15 protein-coding genes and 1 pseudogene are annotated in these 15,914 nt (G+C 59.8%); 5 read left to right on the top strand and 11 right to left on the bottom strand.

Annotated elements, in window-relative coordinates:
• Together GH769_RS25285 and lptE are read left to right on the top strand one after the other, a co-directional pair.
• Positions 1-939, top strand: a complete 939-nt coding sequence (locus GH769_RS25285; protein WP_003187394.1) for an MlaD family protein — start codon at positions 1-3, stop codon at positions 937-939.
• The gene (gene lptE / locus GH769_RS25280; RefSeq protein ID WP_032903960.1) at positions 936-1,547 is read left to right on the top strand and encodes an LPS assembly lipoprotein LptE; all 612 of its coding nucleotides are present in this window, start codon (positions 936-938) and stop codon (positions 1,545-1,547) included. Before GH769_RS25285 ends, lptE begins: the two co-directional genes overlap by 4 nt.
• Positions 1,548-1,638: 91 nt before the next feature.
• Here lptE and GH769_RS25275 read toward each other — a convergent pair whose 3' ends face one another.
• The 5 genes from GH769_RS25275 to GH769_RS25255 form a co-directional block, all read right to left on the bottom strand.
• Positions 1,639-2,868, bottom strand: coding sequence for a nucleoside recognition domain-containing protein (locus tag GH769_RS25275; protein WP_019816928.1), 1,230 nt, complete (start codon positions 2,866-2,868; stop codon positions 1,639-1,641).
• Between the two features lie 97 nt (positions 2,869-2,965).
• Positions 2,966-4,297: a glutamate/aspartate:proton symporter GltP gene (gene gltP, locus GH769_RS25270; protein WP_003187390.1), complete on the bottom strand. Its 1,332-nt coding sequence runs from the start codon at positions 4,295-4,297 to the stop codon at positions 2,966-2,968.
• A 712-nt stretch (positions 4,298-5,009) separates the two neighbouring features.
• Positions 5,010-5,477, bottom strand: coding sequence for an inhibitor of vertebrate lysozyme family protein (locus tag GH769_RS25265; protein ID WP_014716348.1), 468 nt, complete (start codon positions 5,475-5,477; stop codon positions 5,010-5,012).
• Between the two features lie 2 nt (positions 5,478-5,479).
• On the bottom strand, positions 5,480-5,644 hold the full coding sequence (locus GH769_RS25260) for a DUF1328 domain-containing protein (protein ID WP_003187386.1): 165 nt from the start codon (positions 5,642-5,644) through the stop codon (positions 5,480-5,482).
• Positions 5,645-5,721: 77 nt separating this feature from the next.
• Positions 5,722-6,006, bottom strand: a complete 285-nt coding sequence (locus GH769_RS25255) for a hypothetical protein (RefSeq protein ID WP_014716347.1) — start codon at positions 6,004-6,006, stop codon at positions 5,722-5,724.
• Positions 6,007-6,395: 389 nt separating this feature from the next.
• On the opposite strand from GH769_RS25255, the gene algB reads away from it, so the two are divergent.
• Together algB and GH769_RS25245 are read left to right on the top strand one after the other, a co-directional pair.
• A complete protein-coding gene (algB, locus tag GH769_RS25250) occupies positions 6,396-7,742 on the top strand; it encodes a sigma-54-dependent response regulator transcription factor AlgB (RefSeq protein WP_014716346.1) in 1,347 nt (448 codons plus the stop codon).
• Positions 7,743-7,752: 10 nt separating this feature from the next.
• Positions 7,753-9,540, top strand: a complete 1,788-nt coding sequence (locus GH769_RS25245; protein ID WP_020301401.1) for a KinB sensor domain-containing domain — start codon at positions 7,753-7,755, stop codon at positions 9,538-9,540.
• A gap of 32 nt (positions 9,541-9,572) precedes the next feature.
• Here the strand turns inward: GH769_RS25245 and GH769_RS25240 are convergent, their stop codons facing one another.
• The 6 genes and pseudogenes from GH769_RS25240 to GH769_RS29235 all read right to left on the bottom strand — a co-directional run bounded on the left by GH769_RS25240 (position 9,573) and on the right by GH769_RS29235 (position 15,055).
• Positions 9,573-10,349 carry an N-acetylmuramoyl-L-alanine amidase gene (locus GH769_RS25240; RefSeq protein ID WP_014716344.1) on the bottom strand — a complete coding sequence of 259 codons (777 nt, stop codon included), beginning with the start codon at positions 10,347-10,349 and terminating at the stop codon, positions 9,573-9,575.
• Positions 10,350-10,438: 89 nt separating this feature from the next.
• Positions 10,439-12,499: a GGDEF domain-containing protein gene (locus GH769_RS25235; RefSeq protein WP_032903957.1), complete on the bottom strand. Its 2,061-nt coding sequence runs from the start codon at positions 12,497-12,499 to the stop codon at positions 10,439-10,441.
• Complete coding sequence (locus tag GH769_RS25230) at positions 12,496-13,374, bottom strand: endonuclease/exonuclease/phosphatase family protein (RefSeq protein ID WP_003187377.1); 879 nt, start codon at positions 13,372-13,374, stop codon at positions 12,496-12,498. Before GH769_RS25230 ends, GH769_RS25235 begins: the two co-directional genes overlap by 4 nt.
• Positions 13,375-13,384: 10 nt before the next feature.
• Positions 13,385-14,020, bottom strand: coding sequence for a thiol:disulfide interchange protein DsbA (gene dsbA / locus GH769_RS25225; RefSeq protein ID WP_014716341.1), 636 nt, complete (start codon positions 14,018-14,020; stop codon positions 13,385-13,387).
• 167 nt (positions 14,021-14,187) lie between these two features.
• Positions 14,188-14,814, bottom strand: a complete 627-nt coding sequence (locus tag GH769_RS25220) for a cytochrome c4 (RefSeq protein WP_014716340.1) — start codon at positions 14,812-14,814, stop codon at positions 14,188-14,190.
• 33 nt (positions 14,815-14,847) lie between these two features.
• A pseudogene (locus tag GH769_RS29235) lies at positions 14,848-15,055 on the bottom strand (cytochrome).
• 192 nt (positions 15,056-15,247) lie between these two features.
• On the opposite strand from GH769_RS29235, the gene yihA reads away from it, so the two are divergent.
• Positions 15,248-15,889 carry a ribosome biogenesis GTP-binding protein YihA/YsxC gene (gene yihA, locus GH769_RS25215; RefSeq protein WP_003187369.1) on the top strand — a complete coding sequence of 214 codons (642 nt, stop codon included), beginning with the start codon at positions 15,248-15,250 and terminating at the stop codon, positions 15,887-15,889.
• The last annotated feature ends 25 nt before the right edge of the window (positions 15,890-15,914 follow it).

Raw genomic sequence — 15,914 nt, 5'->3', positions numbered from 1 at the left:
ATGGAAACCCGAGCCCATCATGTGATGATCGGACTGTTCAGCGTAATTGTGGTGGTCGGCGCGATGCTGTTTGGCCTGTGGCTGGCCAAGTCCAGCGTCGATACCGCCTTCCAGGATTACGAAGTGATCTTCAACGAAGCGGTCAGCGGCCTGTCCCAGGGCAGTGCGGTGCAGTACAGCGGCATCAAGGTGGGCGACGTGATCAGCCTGCGCCTGGACCCCAAAGACCCACGCCGCGTCCTGGCGCGCATCCGCCTGGCCGGGCAAACGCCAATCAAGGAAGACACCCAGGCCAAACTGGCCCTGACCGGTATCACCGGCACCTCGATCATCCAGCTCAGTGGCGGCACCCCGCAGAGCCCGGAGCTCAAGGGCAAGGACGGCAACCTGCCGGAAATCATCGCGTCGCCATCGCCTATCGCACGCCTGCTCAATAACAGCAACGACCTGATGACCAGCGTCAACCTGCTGCTGCACAACGCCAACCACCTGTTCTCGCGGGAAAACGTCGAACGCCTGAGCAACACCCTGGACAACCTGCAACAAACCACCGGCGCCATTGCCGAGCAACGCGGCGACATCAAGGTGGTGATGCAGCAATTGATGCAAGTGAGCAAACAGGCGGGCGCGGCGCTGGAGCAAACCACCGTGCTGATGCGCAGCGCCAATGGTTTGCTCAGTGAACAAGGCAAGCAAGCCTTCGGCAGCGCCGAGCAGGCGATGAAATCCCTGGAGCAAAGCACCGCCACCATCAATACCTTGCTGACCAATAACCAGGACTCGGTGAACAGCGGCATGCAGGGCCTCAACGAACTGGCGCCAGCCGTGCGCGAGTTGCGTGAAACCCTCGGCTCGCTGCGCGCCATCTCCCGCCGTCTGGAAGCCAACCCCAGCGGTTACCTGCTGGGCAGCGACAAGAACAAGGAGTTCACGCCATGAAGCGTGCGTATCACATGATCGTCCCCATGGCCCTGGCACTGGTCAGCGCGTGCTCGATCCTACCCAAGCCGGACCCTTCGGACGTGTACCGCCTGGCGTCCACCCAGCCGGCCAGCCAAGGCACGCCGGTGAGTTGGTCGCTGCGCGTGACCAAGCCGCAGACCAGCGAGTTTCTCGACAGCCCGCGCATCGCCGTGGTGCCAGATGGCAACTTGATCAGCAACTACGCGAACTCGCGCTGGAGTGACCCGGCGCCGGTGCTGCTGCGTAATCGCCTGCTGGATGGCTTCCAGCGCGACGGGCGCGTGACATTGTTGAGCACTGACGAGACCAACCTGCAAGCCGACTATAAACTGGGCGGGCAGTTGCAGGCGTTTCAGAGCGAGTATCGGGGCAAGACGGTGGAGGTGGTGATTCGCCTCGACGCGCGATTGGTGCGTGGGCGTGATCAAAGGATTATCGCCAGCCGTCGGTTTGAAGTGAGGCAGCCGGTGAGTGACACCCAGGTGCCAGCGGTGGTGGCTGCTTTTGGCCAGGCTGGGGATCAGTTGAATAAGCAGGTGGTGGATTGGGTGGTGAGTCAGGGCAATACAGCACTGAAACCTTGAGGACCTCATCGCAGGCAAGCCAGCTCCCACAGTCTGATTTGTGAACACAGTCAAAGTGGGAGCTGGCTTGCCTGCGATAGCGATTGTAGCCTTAACCAAAAAACCAGTAGCACACCGAAACAGCCGCGACCACACCAGCAAACTCCGCGAACAACGCACACCCCACCGCATGCCGAGCCCGCTGGATCCCCACCGAACCAAAGTACACCGCCAACACATAGAAAGTGGTTTCCGTACTGCCCTGAATCGTCGCCGCCACCAAGGCCGGGAAGCTGTCCACACCCTGGGTCTGCATGGTCTCGATCAGCATCGCCCGCGCCGCGCTGCCGGAGAACGGCTTGACCATCGCGGTCGGCAGCGCGTCGACAAAGCGCGTATCCAGGCCCGTCCAGGCCACCACATGGCGAATCCCTTCCAGGCCGAACTCCAAGGCGCCCGAGGCACGCAACACGCCAACCGCACACAGCATCGCCACCAGATAGGGCAACAGGTTCTTGGCCACGTCGAAGCCTTCCTTGGCGCCTTCGACAAAGGCCTCGTACACCTTGACCTTGCGCAACGCGCCGATCACCAGGAACAGCATGATCAAGCCAAACAGCGTGAGGTTGCCCAGGATCGACGACAAACCGGCCAGCGCTGTGGCAGACAGGGTCGCCAGCAGCGCCATGAAGCCGCCCAGTACCAGCGCGCCGGGGATCAGATAGGCCAGCACCACCGGGTCCCACAAACGCAGGCGCTGCATCACCGCCACCGACAGCAGGCCCACCAGCGTCGAGGCGCTGGTGGCCAGCAGGATCGGCAGGAACACCAGCGTCGGGTCCGCAGCGCCTTGCTGGGCGCGGTACATGAAGATAGTCACCGGCAACAGCGTCAGCGAGGACGCGTTGAGCACCAGGAACAGGATCTGAGCGTTGGTCGCCGTATTGGGGATGGGGTTGAGCTCTTGCAGTGCCTTCATGGCTTTCAGGCCGATGGGCGTGGCGGCGTTGTCCAGGCCCAGGCCGTTGGCGGCAAAGTTGAGGGTGATCAAACCGATCGCGGGGTGCCCGGCGGGCACTTCCGGCATCAGGCGGCGAAACAGCGGGCCGAGGGCCTTGGCCAGCCAATCGACGATCCCGGCTTTTTCGGCGATCCGCAGAAAGCCCAGCCATAACGTCAGGGTACCGAACAGCAGCACCATGACTTCCACCGATAATTTGGCCATGGCGAAAATGCTTTCGACCATCGCCGCGAAGATCCCGGCGTTACCGCCCACCAGCCATTGCGCCAGCGCTGACACCATTGCCACGACAAAGAAGCCAAGCCACAGGCCATTGAGCATCAGATAAATCCCCCGAAAGATGGGGCGAATGATAACGGGGCTGGCAGAAACGACAAACCCCGGAATTCTCCGGGGTTTGTTTTCGATCAATCTGCAATCAGCTACGGGTGGCTTGTGCCGTAGGCAGGGCTTCCTTGCTGCGCCAGTGCGGCAAGGAATTCCAATAGCGCTCGCCCTTGGCGTCGTCGTACATGCCTTCCCAACGGGAGATAACCAGTACGGCCAAGGCGTTGCCGATCACGTTCAGAGCGGTACGCGCCATGTCCATCACACGGTCGACACCGGCGATAAACGCCAAGCCTTCCAGTGGGATGCCCACGCTGCCCAGCGTCGCCAGCAACACCACGAAGGACACGCCCGGCACGCCGGCGATGCCTTTGGAGGTCACCATCAGGGTCAGTACCAACATCAATTGCTGGCCGATCGACAGGTCGATGCCATACAGCTGGGCAATGAAGATTGCTGCGATGCTCTGGTACAGGGTCGAACCGTCGAGGTTGAACGAATAACCGGTCGGCACCACGAAGCTGCAGATCGCTTTCGGCGCGCCGTAGGCTTCCATCTTTTCGATCACACGCGGCAGCACGGTTTCGGAGCTGGCGGTGGAGTAAGCCAATACCAACTCATCTTTGAAGATGCGGATCAGCTTGAGGATCGAGAAGCCGAACAGGCGGGCGATCAAACCCAGGACCGCGAAGGCGAAGAACAGGATCGCGACGTAAACCAGGATCACCAGCTTGGCCAGCGGCAGCAGCGAGGCGAAGCCGAAGTTGGCGACCGTCACCGCGATCAGCGCGAATACACCGATAGGGGCGTACTTCATGATCATGTGGGTGACTTTGAACATGCTCTCGGACACGCCCTGGAACATGGTCACCAGCGGCTCGCGCAGCTCAGGCTTGAGGCTCGACAGCCCCAGGCCGAACAGCACCGAGAAGAAGATGATCGGCAGCATCTCGCCACGGGCAACAGCGGCGAAGATGTTCGAGGGGATCAGGTTGAGGATGGTTTCGATGAACGCATGTTCATGCTGCACTTCGGCGGCAGTCGCCTGGTACTTGGAGATATCCACGGTACCCAGGGTACTCATGTCGATGCCAGCGCCTGGGTGGAACAGGTTGGCGAGCAACAGGCCCACCACGATGGCGATGGTGGTGACGATTTCGAAGTAGAGGATGGTTTTGACGCCGATACGACCGAGCTTTTTCGCGTCGCCTACACCGGCGATACCGACGATCAGCGAAGAAATCACAATCGGGATCACGATCATCTTGATCAGGCGGATAAAGATATCGCCCGCCGGCTGCAACACATTGCTGATCCACCAGGCCTTTTCAGCACTGAAATGGTTGAGTACTGCACCGATTGCAATGCCCAGTACCAAACCGATGAGGATCTGCCAGGCGAGGCTTAGCTTTGCCTTCTTCATGTCATTACCCTTGCTTCAAGTGGACTTACGGCAAATGCGCCAGCTGCAACGCTCGAAAGCGAAAAAGTGTGTGCATCTGCCTCCATGGAAGGTCACCGCAGCGTGGCCGAAATGGCTTACTGGCAGGCGAAAAAAGGCGCAACTATTCCCATGCAAGGGAGCGACGTCTAATGCCGTAAACGCCTACCCCATGCCGAATCGGCATGGCTTTTTTTGAAATAATTTGTCCAAACGGTCAGTTCGTATCTGCCATTCCGGCGGGTGAATATGCCGTTGAGCGGCTAAATCAGGCTCGCGCAGAGATACTGGACGACTCGGATTGATTGGCAGAAATGTCTGAGAAATCCATCACCTAGCGCCAGAAAGATCCTATAGCGCCGATGAAAAATTCTCGATAGATGGTCACACCGACATACCCGGTAATGGTTGGCCAGAGGCAAAAAGCAAAACGGCGGCTATGAGCGGCATGAAACGCGGGGATGAGAGTCGTAAGCCCGCCGCAAGTTCAGCAAGCTTGAGGTCTTGTGAACTTGCGTCGCAGCTTTTCGCCTGACCCGGCCCTTGCGCAGGTACTCCCTGTACCCGTAGGTCACGCCGATCCTGATCGATCAGAGCAACCCGGCCCCCTGGTCATGCATCACTCAAGGAGCGATGCAAACAGAAAGAAGCACAAGGGCTTCCTTCTATGGACGCCAGCTCCGTCAGACGGAACCTAGTACCAATTCGGGTCTTTCTTGAGCTGCTCCATCAGCAGCTTTTGCATACCCTCGTCCGGCTTACCGAGAAAACGGTAATCGGCGTGCCGTGTCGGCGACTTGTCCGCTGGCAAACCAGCCGGGACTTCCACCAACATGGCGTAGGCATCTTCCTTGTCGAGGCTGAAGGCGACGATCAGGCGCTTGTTCAGGCAGGTGTCTGCGGTTTCGCAGAGCGGCCCGACCAAATACTTGTCGCCATCTTCCTCAACGGCATTCATTTGCTCGGCCGTGCCCGACAGGTTCATCACCCATTCGGGCAGGCGTTCCTCTTTCTTCACCACGTCTTGCCAGGTTTCACGGTACTGCGGATCCGCGCTGAGCAATTCGTTAGCCCGGGATTGGCCGTCATTGGCGGCCAAGGCAAGGCCACTTCCGCCCAACAGCAGGGCAGCAGCAAGGGCTTTAAAAGGCAGGCTGACCATATTCAACCTCGGCCTTTGCGACCAAAGAAGAACGAAGCGATAAACATCACCAGGAAGACCACAAACAGGATCTTGGCGATGCCGGTGGCGGTGCCCGCGATACCACCGAAGCCCAGGACTGCGGCCACAATGGCGATGATCAGAAATGTGATTGCCCAACTCAACATGGTGATTCTCCTTATGCTTCTATAGGGGTAACAGCGGTGATGCCGTGCAGTCGCTCAACATAAGCGACGTTTTTTGCCTAGAACACCCAACGGTCATGGGCCGGCAGTTCGTCCAGAGTGGAACCCTGATCTACCAGGCTCAATTGCGGGGCAGTCACATCGGCGCTGGCGCTGCCAATGGAACGGAAATGGGTCTGGGTCATGACGGGACGTTCAAATTGCGGGGCTGGCTGCGCACGCTCCTGCCAATGCTGCAACTGCTGGCCGGCAATCAACGTGACCATCAACGCCAGGCTGGCGAACAGGCCCTGCTGCAAGCGCAGCGGCGATACACGCAATTGGCTGAAGCTTTGGCGAGTCATACAGCATTACTCCCGCATTCTGATTATTCGTTCATGACGCTCTTGGGGGAGATATTGCAGAGTGCATGCCAGCTTTATTGCAAAATAAAACCTAATAAAATCAATAATTTATACTTGATCGATGGAATCATCGCCTAGCATCCTGCACGATGCCTCGGTATAGGCCGTGCGAAATGCACGATGCCCAGTAGACGGAACCAGACACTTGGCGCACACATCGAAGGGTCGAAGAGCAATAAGCCCTGAAAATGTCCGCAAACCACGTCTGTAGGAAGGCGCGCAGATAGCTGCACGAAGAAGCCTTTTATGAATCAGAATAAACCATGCAACTTGCCCGATTATTCCGGGACTAAACACCATCACATTTATAGTTAAGGAGTGCGGGACAGATGGATTCAGCCAAGGAACTTCAAGGCCGCATTCTTTTAGTGGATGACGAATCCGCGATCCTGCGCACCTTCCGCTATTGCCTGGAAGATGAGGGCTACACCGTCGCCACCGCGAACAGCGCCGCGCAGGCCGATGCCCTGATGCAGCGTCAGGTGTTCGACCTGTGCTTCCTCGACCTGCGGCTGGGCGAGGACAATGGCCTGGACGTGCTGGCCCAGATGCGCGTGCAGGCTCCGTGGATGCGCGTGGTGATTGTGACCGCCCATTCGGCTGTGGATACCGCCGTGGACGCCATCCAGGCTGGCGCCGCCGACTACCTGGTCAAACCTTGCAGCCCAGACCAATTGCGCCTGGCTACCGCCAAGCAACTGGAAGTGCGTCAGCTCTCAGCGCGGTTGGAAGCACTGGAAGGCGAAGTGCGCCAGCCCAAAGACGGCCTCGACTCCCATAGTCCGGCCATGATGGTGGTGTTGGAAACCGCGCGGCAGGTGGCCGGAACGGACGCCAACATCTTGATCCTCGGCGAGTCCGGCACCGGTAAAGGTGAGTTGGCCCGGGCGATACACGGCTGGAGCAAACGCTCGAAGAAGTCCTGCGTGACCATCAACTGCCCCTCACTGACCGCCGAACTAATGGAAAGCGAACTGTTCGGCCACAGCCGTGGCGCGTTCACCGGCGCCAGTGAAAGCACCTTGGGCCGAGTGAATCAGGCGGACGGCGGCACGCTGTTTCTCGACGAGATCGGCGATTTCCCCCTCACGTTGCAACCCAAGTTGCTGCGGTTTATCCAGGACAAAGAGTATGAGCGCGTGGGCGACCCGGTCACTCGCCGCGCCGACGTGCGCATCCTCGCAGCCACCAACCTGAACCTGGAAGACATGGTGCGCGATGGCCGGTTCCGTGAAGACTTGCTCTACCGCCTGAATGTCATCACCTTGCACTTGCCGCCGCTGCGCGAACGCAGTGAAGACATCCTGACCCTGGCTGACCGCTTCCTTGCCCGCTTCGTCAAGGAATACGCGCGCCCGGCACGCGGCTTCAGTGATAATGCCCGCGAAGCGCTACTCAACTATCGCTGGCCCGGCAACATCCGCGAACTGCGTAACGTGGTGGAACGCGCCAGCATCATCTGCCCTCAGGAAAAGGTGGAGATCAGCCACCTGGGGATGGCCGAGCAACCGGCCAACAATGCACCGCGTATCGGAGCGGCTTTGAGCCTGGACGAGCTGGAAAAAGCTCATATCGGCGCCGTACTTGCGACCAGCGACACGCTGGACCAAGCGGCCCGCACACTCGGCATCGATGCGTCGACGCTGTACCGCAAACGCAAGCAGTACAACCTTTGAACAGGACTTTATGAAGCTCGCGATGAAACTGCGCACCCGGTTATTCCTGAGCATCTCAGCGTTGATTACCGTGGCTTTGCTGGGGTTGATCCTGGGCTTGGTCAGCGTCATGCAAATGGCCAAGACCCAGGAATCGTTGATCCGCAGTAATTTCATCACCCTGGACCTGGGGCTCAAGTTGCGTCAGAGCCTGGGCGACCAGTTGATCATGATGCTGGAGAAGCGTCCCGACCCAGACGCCCTGCAAGCCTCAAAGCAGCATTATTTCGATCTGTTGGACCAGGGCATCGCCCATGAACAGGCCGACGGCAAAAACCATGGTTTCAGCCAGGCACGCTCGGATTACCAGAATCTGCTCAATGCGTTTGACCAATCCCAACAGGCATCACCGCCTGCGGGCAGCAAGGAAAAGCTCACCGAAACCTTCAACATACTGCGCAACGGCTTGATTGCCGAACACAAGCGAGCGCTGGAAAATATCAGTACCAGTGAGCATAAATCCCGTGAGCGCGCCTTGTTGATAGCGGGCCTGCTCGGGCTGGTGGGGCTCGCGGTGCTGATCATCGGTTTCGTCACGGCCCATGGCATCGCCCGGCGTTTCGGTGGTCCCATCGAGGCCCTGGCCAAGGCCGCCGACAAGATCGGGCAGGGCGACTTTGAAGTCACGCTGCCGATCTCCTCCGCAGCGGAAATGAACCTGCTGACCCGCCGTTTCGGCATCATGGCCGAAGCGTTGCGCCAACATCAGGCCACTAACATCGATGAGCTGCTGGCCGGCCAGCAGCGCCTGCAAGCGGTGCTCGACAGTATCGATGACGGCCTGTTGATGATTGATCGCCAAGGCTGCCTGGAGCACCTCAACCCTGTGGCGCAGCGCCAATTGGGGTGGGATGAGGAACGGCTGGGTCAAGGGCTTGGCGAAGCCATGGGTCGCGCGGAAATGGATGAACAGCTGCAACTGGTGCTACGCGGCGGCAACCTGGAGCGGGCCCCGGATGATCTGGAGGTGGAAGTCGAGGGTGAGTTACGCCTGCTGACCTACAGCCTGACCCCGGTTAGCCATACACAGGGGCACATTCTCGGGGCCGTGATGGTGCTGCATGATGTGACAGAACAGCGCGCCTTCGAACGGGTGCGCAGCGAGTTCGTGTTGCGCGCCTCCCATGAGCTGCGCACCCCGGTTACCGGCATGCACATGGCCTTCGGCTTGTTCCGTGAGCGGGCCAAGTTCCCACCGGACTCCCGCGAGGCGGACCTGCTGGATACGGTCAATGAAGAGATGCAGCGCCTGATGCAGTTGATCAATGACCTGCTCAACTTCTCGCGTTACCAGAACGGCCTGCAAAAACTCACCCTGGGGACGTGCGATGTCACCGACTTGCTGGAGCACGCACGGGCCCGATTTGCTGAGCCTGCGAACGCCCAGCACATTGAGTTGCTGGTAGAAGCTCAACCTGAATTGCCACGGCTGTATGCCGACCAAGTGCAACTGGAGCGGGTGCTCGACAACCTGCTGGGTAATGCCCTGCGCCACACCGCCGAAGGCGGGCAGATTCGTCTGCAGGCACGACGGCATGGTGAGCGGGTGATTATCAGCGTCGAGGATAACGGCGAAGGCATTGCCTACGGCCAGCAAGGGCGGATCTTCGAGCCCTTTGTACAGGTGGGCCGCAAGAAGGGCGGTGCGGGCCTGGGCTTGGCACTGTGCAAGGAAATCGTGCAATTGCACGGCGGCCGCATGGGTGTGTACTCGCGGCCGGGGCAGGGTACGCAGTTCTATATGGCATTACCCCTGTAGGAGAGAGCTTGCTCGCTCCTACCTGTACACCATCAGCGGTGATTCAAGGCCCGCAGGATTGCGGCACTTTCAGCATCCGGAGTGCCATCAAACAGCGATGGCCGGAAGCGCATCTGGAACGCGGCGATGACGTGCCGCGTGGCCACATCCAACTCGCCAGTCTGCGGCGTCTGGTAGCCCAGGCGCGCCAGCTCTTCCTGGAACCAGGTAATGCTTGGTAACTGCGCGGCGTACTGCACCTGGAACCGGGCCACTGCCTGGGCATCCGGCCACACGGCCAGACCTTCTGCCGCCAAGCGTTTCCAAGGGAACAACGGGCCTGGGTCCAGCTTGCGCAGTGGGGCGATGTCGCTGTGCCCGATGATGTTCTTGGGGTCGATGCCATTGCGCTTGCTGATGTCCTTGAGCAGCACGATCAGCGACTGCACCTGCGCTTCGGAATACGGGTACCACACACGCCCCGTGGGAGTATCACTGAACCCTGGGTTGACGATCTCGATGCCGATGGAGCTGGAATTGAGCCAGGTGCGCCCCATCCACTCGCTTTCCCCCGCGTGCCAGGCGCGCTGGCTTTCATCCACCAGCTTGTAGATGGTGCCGGAGGCGTCGTCGCCGATCAGGTAATGACTGCTGACCTGGCCATGGGTCAACAGCGCCAGGGAACGTTCAAGGTTGGTCGAGGTGTAATGCACCACAACGAACTGCACGCGGTTGTCGTGGTTAACCGAAGGATGGCTGGTGTTCAGGCGCGGGCCACTGGCGCAGCCGGCGAGCAGAAGAAACGCTAAAGCGATATACAAGGATTTCATGGCGAGAGGCATTACACTGAAAGACGATAATGCAACAGTGTAACGTACGGCTCACGGCCAAGCGGTCAAATTACAAAATGGAACATCTTTTATGCCGCCTGCACCTGATTACGTCCCGCAGCTTTTGCCCTGTAGAGCGCTTCATCGGCACGCTTGAGCGCCAGGTCACTGCGCTCGCCGGGTTGAAACTGCGCCACGCCCATGGACACCGTGATCGTTACCGGCTCACCCTTGAAGTGGAACGGGCACGCTGCAATAGCCTCACGCAATACTTCACCTACGGCCAAGGCATCCGCCAAGGCCGAGTCGGGCATTAGCAGCACAAACTCTTCACCCCCGAAACGCGCGATGAAGTCCGTCGGCCGCAGGCGCTTGCTCAGCACATTGGCGATGATCTTCAAGACTTTGTCCCCTGCCAGGTGACCGTAGCCGTCGTTGATGCGTTTGAAGTGGTCCAGGTCGAGCATGGCCAGCGACAGGCTGTTACCGCGCTGATGCCAGGCGTTGACTTCGTAATCGAGGCGTTCGCTCCACGCCGCACGGTTGGGCAACCCGGTGAGCGGATCGAGCAAGGCCTTCTGGCGTTGTACCTCCAGGTGCTCGCGGTAGCCCTGGGCCTCCTGCTCCATATGGGCCACGCGTTCAGCCAGACCTTTGAGGCGTGCGGCCACTTCCTGTTCGCGCAGGTCACGCTGTTGCTGGTGTTCATCCATGGTGCCGAGCAAGCCTTCAAGATGGCTTTCGAGCACCTGCTTGAGGCTGTCCAGGTCGGCAGCGTCCTGCACGCTGCTTTGCAGGCCGTCGACCTGCTCGCGAATCTGCGTGTCCAACTCCCGCGCGGCCAGGCTGCTGTCGGCGTGGCCCTCGCTGGCGACCTGCAGATGACCCTGGAATGCCTCGAGACGCTCGTTGAGCTGCTTGAGATAAGCCTCGAACTCATGCTGGCCACTGTCGGTGACCGCCAGCATCAGCACGGCCAGGTCATCCAGGATCGGGAGCAGTTCGTACCAATTCAAACCATGGGCGAGACGTTCACGCATCGCCTCGGCCTGGGGCTGGTGACGTTCAGGCAGGGAAAGGTCTTCCAGCAGGCCGAGCAAAGTGCCTTCAATGTGCTTGGCCACCGAACTATAGGACGGTTCAGGCGAATCAGGCAGGGCGTAGGTGCCGTCCGGTTGCAGTTCGTCGGGCTCGGGACCTTCCAGCACAGGGGGCAGCGACAGGCTGCCGATGGTGGTTTCATCCGGCGTTTCGACTGGAACCGGCGGCGGTTCGATAAAGGCGGCGAGTGCGCTTTCTTGAGCAGGCTCCGCAACCGGAGGCGCCTGCACGTCGGGTTCAGATAATTGCGCAGGCGCCGCAATCGACGGCAGCTCTGGAGCGTCGAATAACGGCGTGTCGCTGGCGACCTCTTGCCCTCCGGCCGCTGCAACAGGCGCAGGCTTCAAGGCCACGGGCGTAGGTGACAGCGGTGCAAAGGCACGCAAGGCTTGGGTCAATTCTTCCGATTGCGCAGGTTCTTCCGGTTCGGGCGCGGGTGTGGGCGCTGCAGGCTTTGGCGGTGCCAATTGCGCTGCCGGCAGTGGCTCCGCGTCAACCGGGAGCGCTTCACCGGCGGCCTCTTTACTACCGAACAGGCGTTGCAACAGACCCGGGCCTGGGCGTGCGGGTTCGCCTTCAGGCTCCAGATTATTCAGCGCCTGCCCCTGCAGGCTGCTCAGCTCACTGAGCAGCAGCGGTATCTCCCGCGCTTGCGCCACGCGACCATCGAGTTGCTTGGCGAAGGTTTTCAGCGGACGAGCCACCTCGCGGGGCAGCGGCAGCTTTTGCAACTGGGTGACCAAGGCGGTGAGCGCGGCGCTGATCTGGTCGACGCGGGTTTCGCGGCGCTGCTCCGAATCCAGCACGGCCTTTTCCAGGCGTGGCAGTAAAGCGGCGAGGGCAGCATCCATGTCGTCCGTGCGAACGACATCGCGCATTTCCTTCATGCATTGGTCGACAGCTCGGTCGGTGCCTTCGGCGGCCAGCGTGCTGCGCACCAGCCCGCGGCGCAGCAAATCGAGGCGGGCAGCCCAGCGGCGTTCGAGTTTGTCTTGTTGCTCGATGCTCTGGAGGTATTTCTCTTTCCAGCGCTGGGCGTCGTCGCTCATGCAAGGGGTCCGCGAGGGCCTGGGCTCAACGCGGGTAATGCATCAGCCGTGAGCGAACCCGGCAGACGAATCTCTACCGCGACCGGCAGGTGATCGGAAATGGGCTGCGCCAGCACTTGCACACTTTCCAGTGTGAGGCTTGGGCTGAGCAGGATATGGTCAAGACAGCGCTGCGGGCGCCAGCTGGGAAACGTGGCTTCGACTTGCGGCGCCAATAACCCAAGGTCGCGCAGCGGAGAATTCTGCAGCAGGTCGTTGGCATGGGTGTTCATGTCACCCATGAGCACCTGGTGCTTGTAGTTACCAATCAATTCACGCACGTAGGCCAGTTGCAGGTTGCGCGTACGCCCCCCGAGGGCCAGGTGCATCATCACCACCACCAAGGCTTCCGGGCCTTCGCCAAAACGCACAAGGATCGCCCCGCGCCCTTTGGGGCCTGGCAAGGGGTGATCTTCAATAGCCGTGGGTTTGAGGCGGCTGAGTACGCCATTGCTGTGCTGCGCCAGGCGCCCCAGGTTGCGGTTGAGTTGCTGATACCAGTACGGGAAGGCGCCCAGCTGAGCCAGGTGTTCCACCTGGTTGATATAGCCGGAGCGCAGGCTGCCGCCGTCGGCTTCCTGCAGCGCGACCAAGTCGAAGTCGCTGAGCAGGTCGCCGATTTTCTGCAGGTTACCGGTACGCCCCTTGTGGGGCAGCAGGTGCTGCCAGCCACGCGTGAGGTAATGCCGATACTTCTCGGTACTGTTGCCCACCTGGATATTGAAACTGAGCAGGCGCAAGCGGCTATCTGCCGGCAGGCCTGTGGACTCCAGGTGATGCTCGTTGACCTGCGGTTCATGCAGGCCAACGACACGCTCGGTACCCCAGCGGCGCATGGCGAGCCCCTTACTTGGCAGCGCGTTCTTTGGCAATCAGTTGGTCAGCAACGTTGAGGGTCGCTTCAGGACCACCGGTGCTGCCCAGGTCGAAACGGTATTTGCCGTTGACGATCAGCGTTGGAACGCCTTGCACGCCGTACTTCTGCGCGAGTTCCTTGGCCTGTTTGATCTGGCCCTGGATAGCGAAAGAGTTGAAGGTCGCCAGGAACTTGTCCTTGTCGACACCTTGAGTAGCAACAAAGTCAGCCATTTCGTCCGGTTTGGTCAGGCGCTTGCCCTGTTTCTGGATCGCTTCGAAGACGGCGTTGTGGACCTTGTGCTCAACACCCATGGCTTCCAGGGTCAGGAACAGTTGGCCGTGGGCGTCCCATGGGCCACCGAACATGGCGGGAATGCGACGGAAGTTAACGTCCTTGGGCAGCTTTTCAGCCCATGGGTTGATAGTCGGCTCGAACGCGTAGCAATGCGGGCAACCGTACCAGAACAGCTCCACCACCTCGATCTTGCCGGGTACCGCAACCGGAACCGGATTAGACAGCTCAACATAGGTTTTACCGGCTTCAAGCGGCACATCGGCAGCTTGTGCGGTCATGCCGAAGAGGCTGGCAGTGACGAGAGCGGCGCTGAGGATCAGATTACGCATGCTTTACTCCTGGACAAATAAAGTCGCCTCACGCGACCTTTGTTGTGACAGGTCTACGCGGACATGAGTTCGTTAGTGTAACGGCAGCGGCCACAAAAAAGGGCGGCCTGAGCCACCCTTTTTATGCTTGCATCGCGGGATTAATCGAGCGTTAACGCCCAGCCCCGTCAGTGCAGGCCCTGGATATAACTGGAGAGGGCTGCGATGTCTTCGTCGCTCAGCTTGCGAGCGATGGTGCGCATGGTCATGGCGTCCCCATCGTTGGCCCGGCCGGCTTCTTCTTTGCGAAAGTCGGTCAACTGCTTGGCGATGTAGGTGGCGTGCTGGCCGCTCAGGTGCGGGAAGCCTGCGGCAGCGTTGCCTGCGCCATTGGGCGAGTGGCAACCGGTGCAGGCAGGCAAGCCTTTTTCCAGGTTACCGCCACGGAACAACTGCTCTCCGCGGGCGACCAGTTTAGGATCGGCAGCTCCCACGCTACCCTTCTGGCTGGCAAAATACGCCGCGAGGTCCGCCAGGTCCTGATCGTTGAGATTGGTCAGCAGGCCGGTCATTTCCAGCACCGTGCGCTTGCCGTCCTTGATGTCGTGCATCTGCTTGCTCAGGTAACGTTCACCCTGGCCGGCCAGTTTGGGGAAGTTCGGCGCCGGGCTGTTACCATCCGGCCCGTGGCAGGCACCACACACGGCGGCCTTCGCTTGACCGGCAGTGGCATCACCTTTGACGGGGCCCTCTGCAGCGACGGCAGCGCCTGTGATGCCCAAGGTCAACAGCAGACTCACGATCAGTTTGTTCATCAGCTAATCCAACTACGGCTAAGGGTTTAAGAGTTATCTACCGGGTTTACTCACCATCAAATCAATGACGGCCTGGTAATCCTCAGTACTGCAGTCCATGCACAAACCACGCGGCGGCATTGCCTTGAAACCCTGGGTCACGCACTGCGTCAGCCTGACCATGCAAACTCGGTTGATCCTGTGTAGCCTGAGCGCCGTAAAGCGGAATCAGGGCAGCAGAAGCGAGCAACCGTCGGTCCATACATCGACCTATTCAGGGTTTGAGAGCGTTTTGCGTTCTAATGCGCAATAAAGGTCTTTCGCTCCCGTGAACCTCATCCTTCGCTGGGACAAAGCACACACAAAATCTGCGGCATTATATACTGGCGCTACTGAAACGGAAACGACACCGCTTGCCGCACCCTTTCTCGGCACCGCCCACATCGGAAATCTCATGCAACTCAAGAACCCCATCCTCGGCCTGTGCCAACAGTCCACCTTCATGCTCAGCGCCGCCAAAGTGGACCAATGCCCCGATGACGAGGGCTTTGAAGTCGCCTTTGCCGGCCGTTCCAACGCCGGTAAATCCAGCGCACTGAACACCCTGACTCACGCCAGCCTGGCGCGCACCTCGAAAACCCCGGGCCGCACGCAACTACTCAATTTCTTCAAGCTAGACGATGATCGGCGTCTGGTCGACCTGCCGGGCTACGGTTATGCAAAAGTACCTATCCCGCTGAAGCTGCACTGGCAGCGTCACCTTGAGGCTTACCTGGGTGGTCGCGAGAGTCTGAAGGGTTTGATTCTGATGATGGATATCCGTCATCCAATGACCGACTTCGACTTGCTGATGCTCGACTGGGCTGTCGCCAGCGGCATGCCGATGCACATTTTGCTGACCAAGGCCGACAAGCTCACCTACGGCGCAGCCAAGAACACCCTGCTCAAAGTTCAGTCCGAAATCCGTAAGGGCTGGGGCGATACCATTACGATTCAACTGTTCTCCGCCCCCAAGCGCATGGGCCTGGAAGAAGCCTACACCGTACTGGCCGGCTGGATGGAGTTGGCGGACAAGGGCGCAGAAATCGCCGAATAACTTTTCTGCGGGCAAAAAAAACCCC

Source organism: Pseudomonas sp. CFSAN084952, assembly GCF_009648855.1.
Taxonomy (GTDB): Bacteria; Pseudomonadota; Gammaproteobacteria; order Pseudomonadales; family Pseudomonadaceae; genus Aquipseudomonas; species Aquipseudomonas paracarnis.
Note: the sequence above shows the minus strand (reverse complement) of the source record. Positions and strands in the feature narration are given on the sequence as shown.

Excerpts from the sequence above, each read along its gene's own strand:
- GH769_RS25245 (WP_020301401.1), top strand. The coding sequence starts at position 7,753 with ATGAAGCTCGCGATGAAACTGCGCACCCGGTTATTCCTGAGCATCTCA.
- GH769_RS25255 (WP_014716347.1), bottom strand. The coding sequence starts at position 6,006 with ATGACTCGCCAAAGCTTCAGCCAATTGCGTGTATCGCCGCTGCGCTTG.
- lptE (WP_032903960.1), top strand. The coding sequence starts at position 936 with ATGAAGCGTGCGTATCACATGATCGTCCCCATGGCCCTGGCACTGGTC.
- GH769_RS25265 (WP_014716348.1), bottom strand. The coding sequence starts at position 5,477 with ATGGTCAGCCTGCCTTTTAAAGCCCTTGCTGCTGCCCTGCTGTTGGGC.
- GH769_RS25230 (WP_003187377.1), bottom strand. The coding sequence starts at position 13,374 with ATGCGCCGCTGGGGTACCGAGCGTGTCGTTGGCCTGCATGAACCGCAG.
- yihA (WP_003187369.1), top strand. The coding sequence starts at position 15,248 with ATGCAACTCAAGAACCCCATCCTCGGCCTGTGCCAACAGTCCACCTTC.
- GH769_RS25235 (WP_032903957.1), bottom strand. The coding sequence starts at position 12,499 with ATGAGCGACGACGCCCAGCGCTGGAAAGAGAAATACCTCCAGAGCATC.
- algB (WP_014716346.1), top strand. The coding sequence starts at position 6,396 with ATGGATTCAGCCAAGGAACTTCAAGGCCGCATTCTTTTAGTGGATGAC.
- dsbA (WP_014716341.1), bottom strand. The coding sequence starts at position 14,020 with ATGCGTAATCTGATCCTCAGCGCCGCTCTCGTCACTGCCAGCCTCTTC.
- GH769_RS25260 (WP_003187386.1), bottom strand. The coding sequence starts at position 5,644 with ATGTTGAGTTGGGCAATCACATTTCTGATCATCGCCATTGTGGCCGCA.
- GH769_RS25275 (WP_019816928.1), bottom strand. The coding sequence starts at position 2,868 with ATGCTCAATGGCCTGTGGCTTGGCTTCTTTGTCGTGGCAATGGTGTCA.
- GH769_RS25220 (WP_014716340.1), bottom strand. The coding sequence starts at position 14,814 with ATGAACAAACTGATCGTGAGTCTGCTGTTGACCTTGGGCATCACAGGC.
- GH769_RS25240 (WP_014716344.1), bottom strand. The coding sequence starts at position 10,349 with ATGAAATCCTTGTATATCGCTTTAGCGTTTCTTCTGCTCGCCGGCTGC.
- GH769_RS25285 (WP_003187394.1), top strand. The coding sequence starts at position 1 with ATGGAAACCCGAGCCCATCATGTGATGATCGGACTGTTCAGCGTAATT.
- gltP (WP_003187390.1), bottom strand. The coding sequence starts at position 4,297 with ATGAAGAAGGCAAAGCTAAGCCTCGCCTGGCAGATCCTCATCGGTTTG.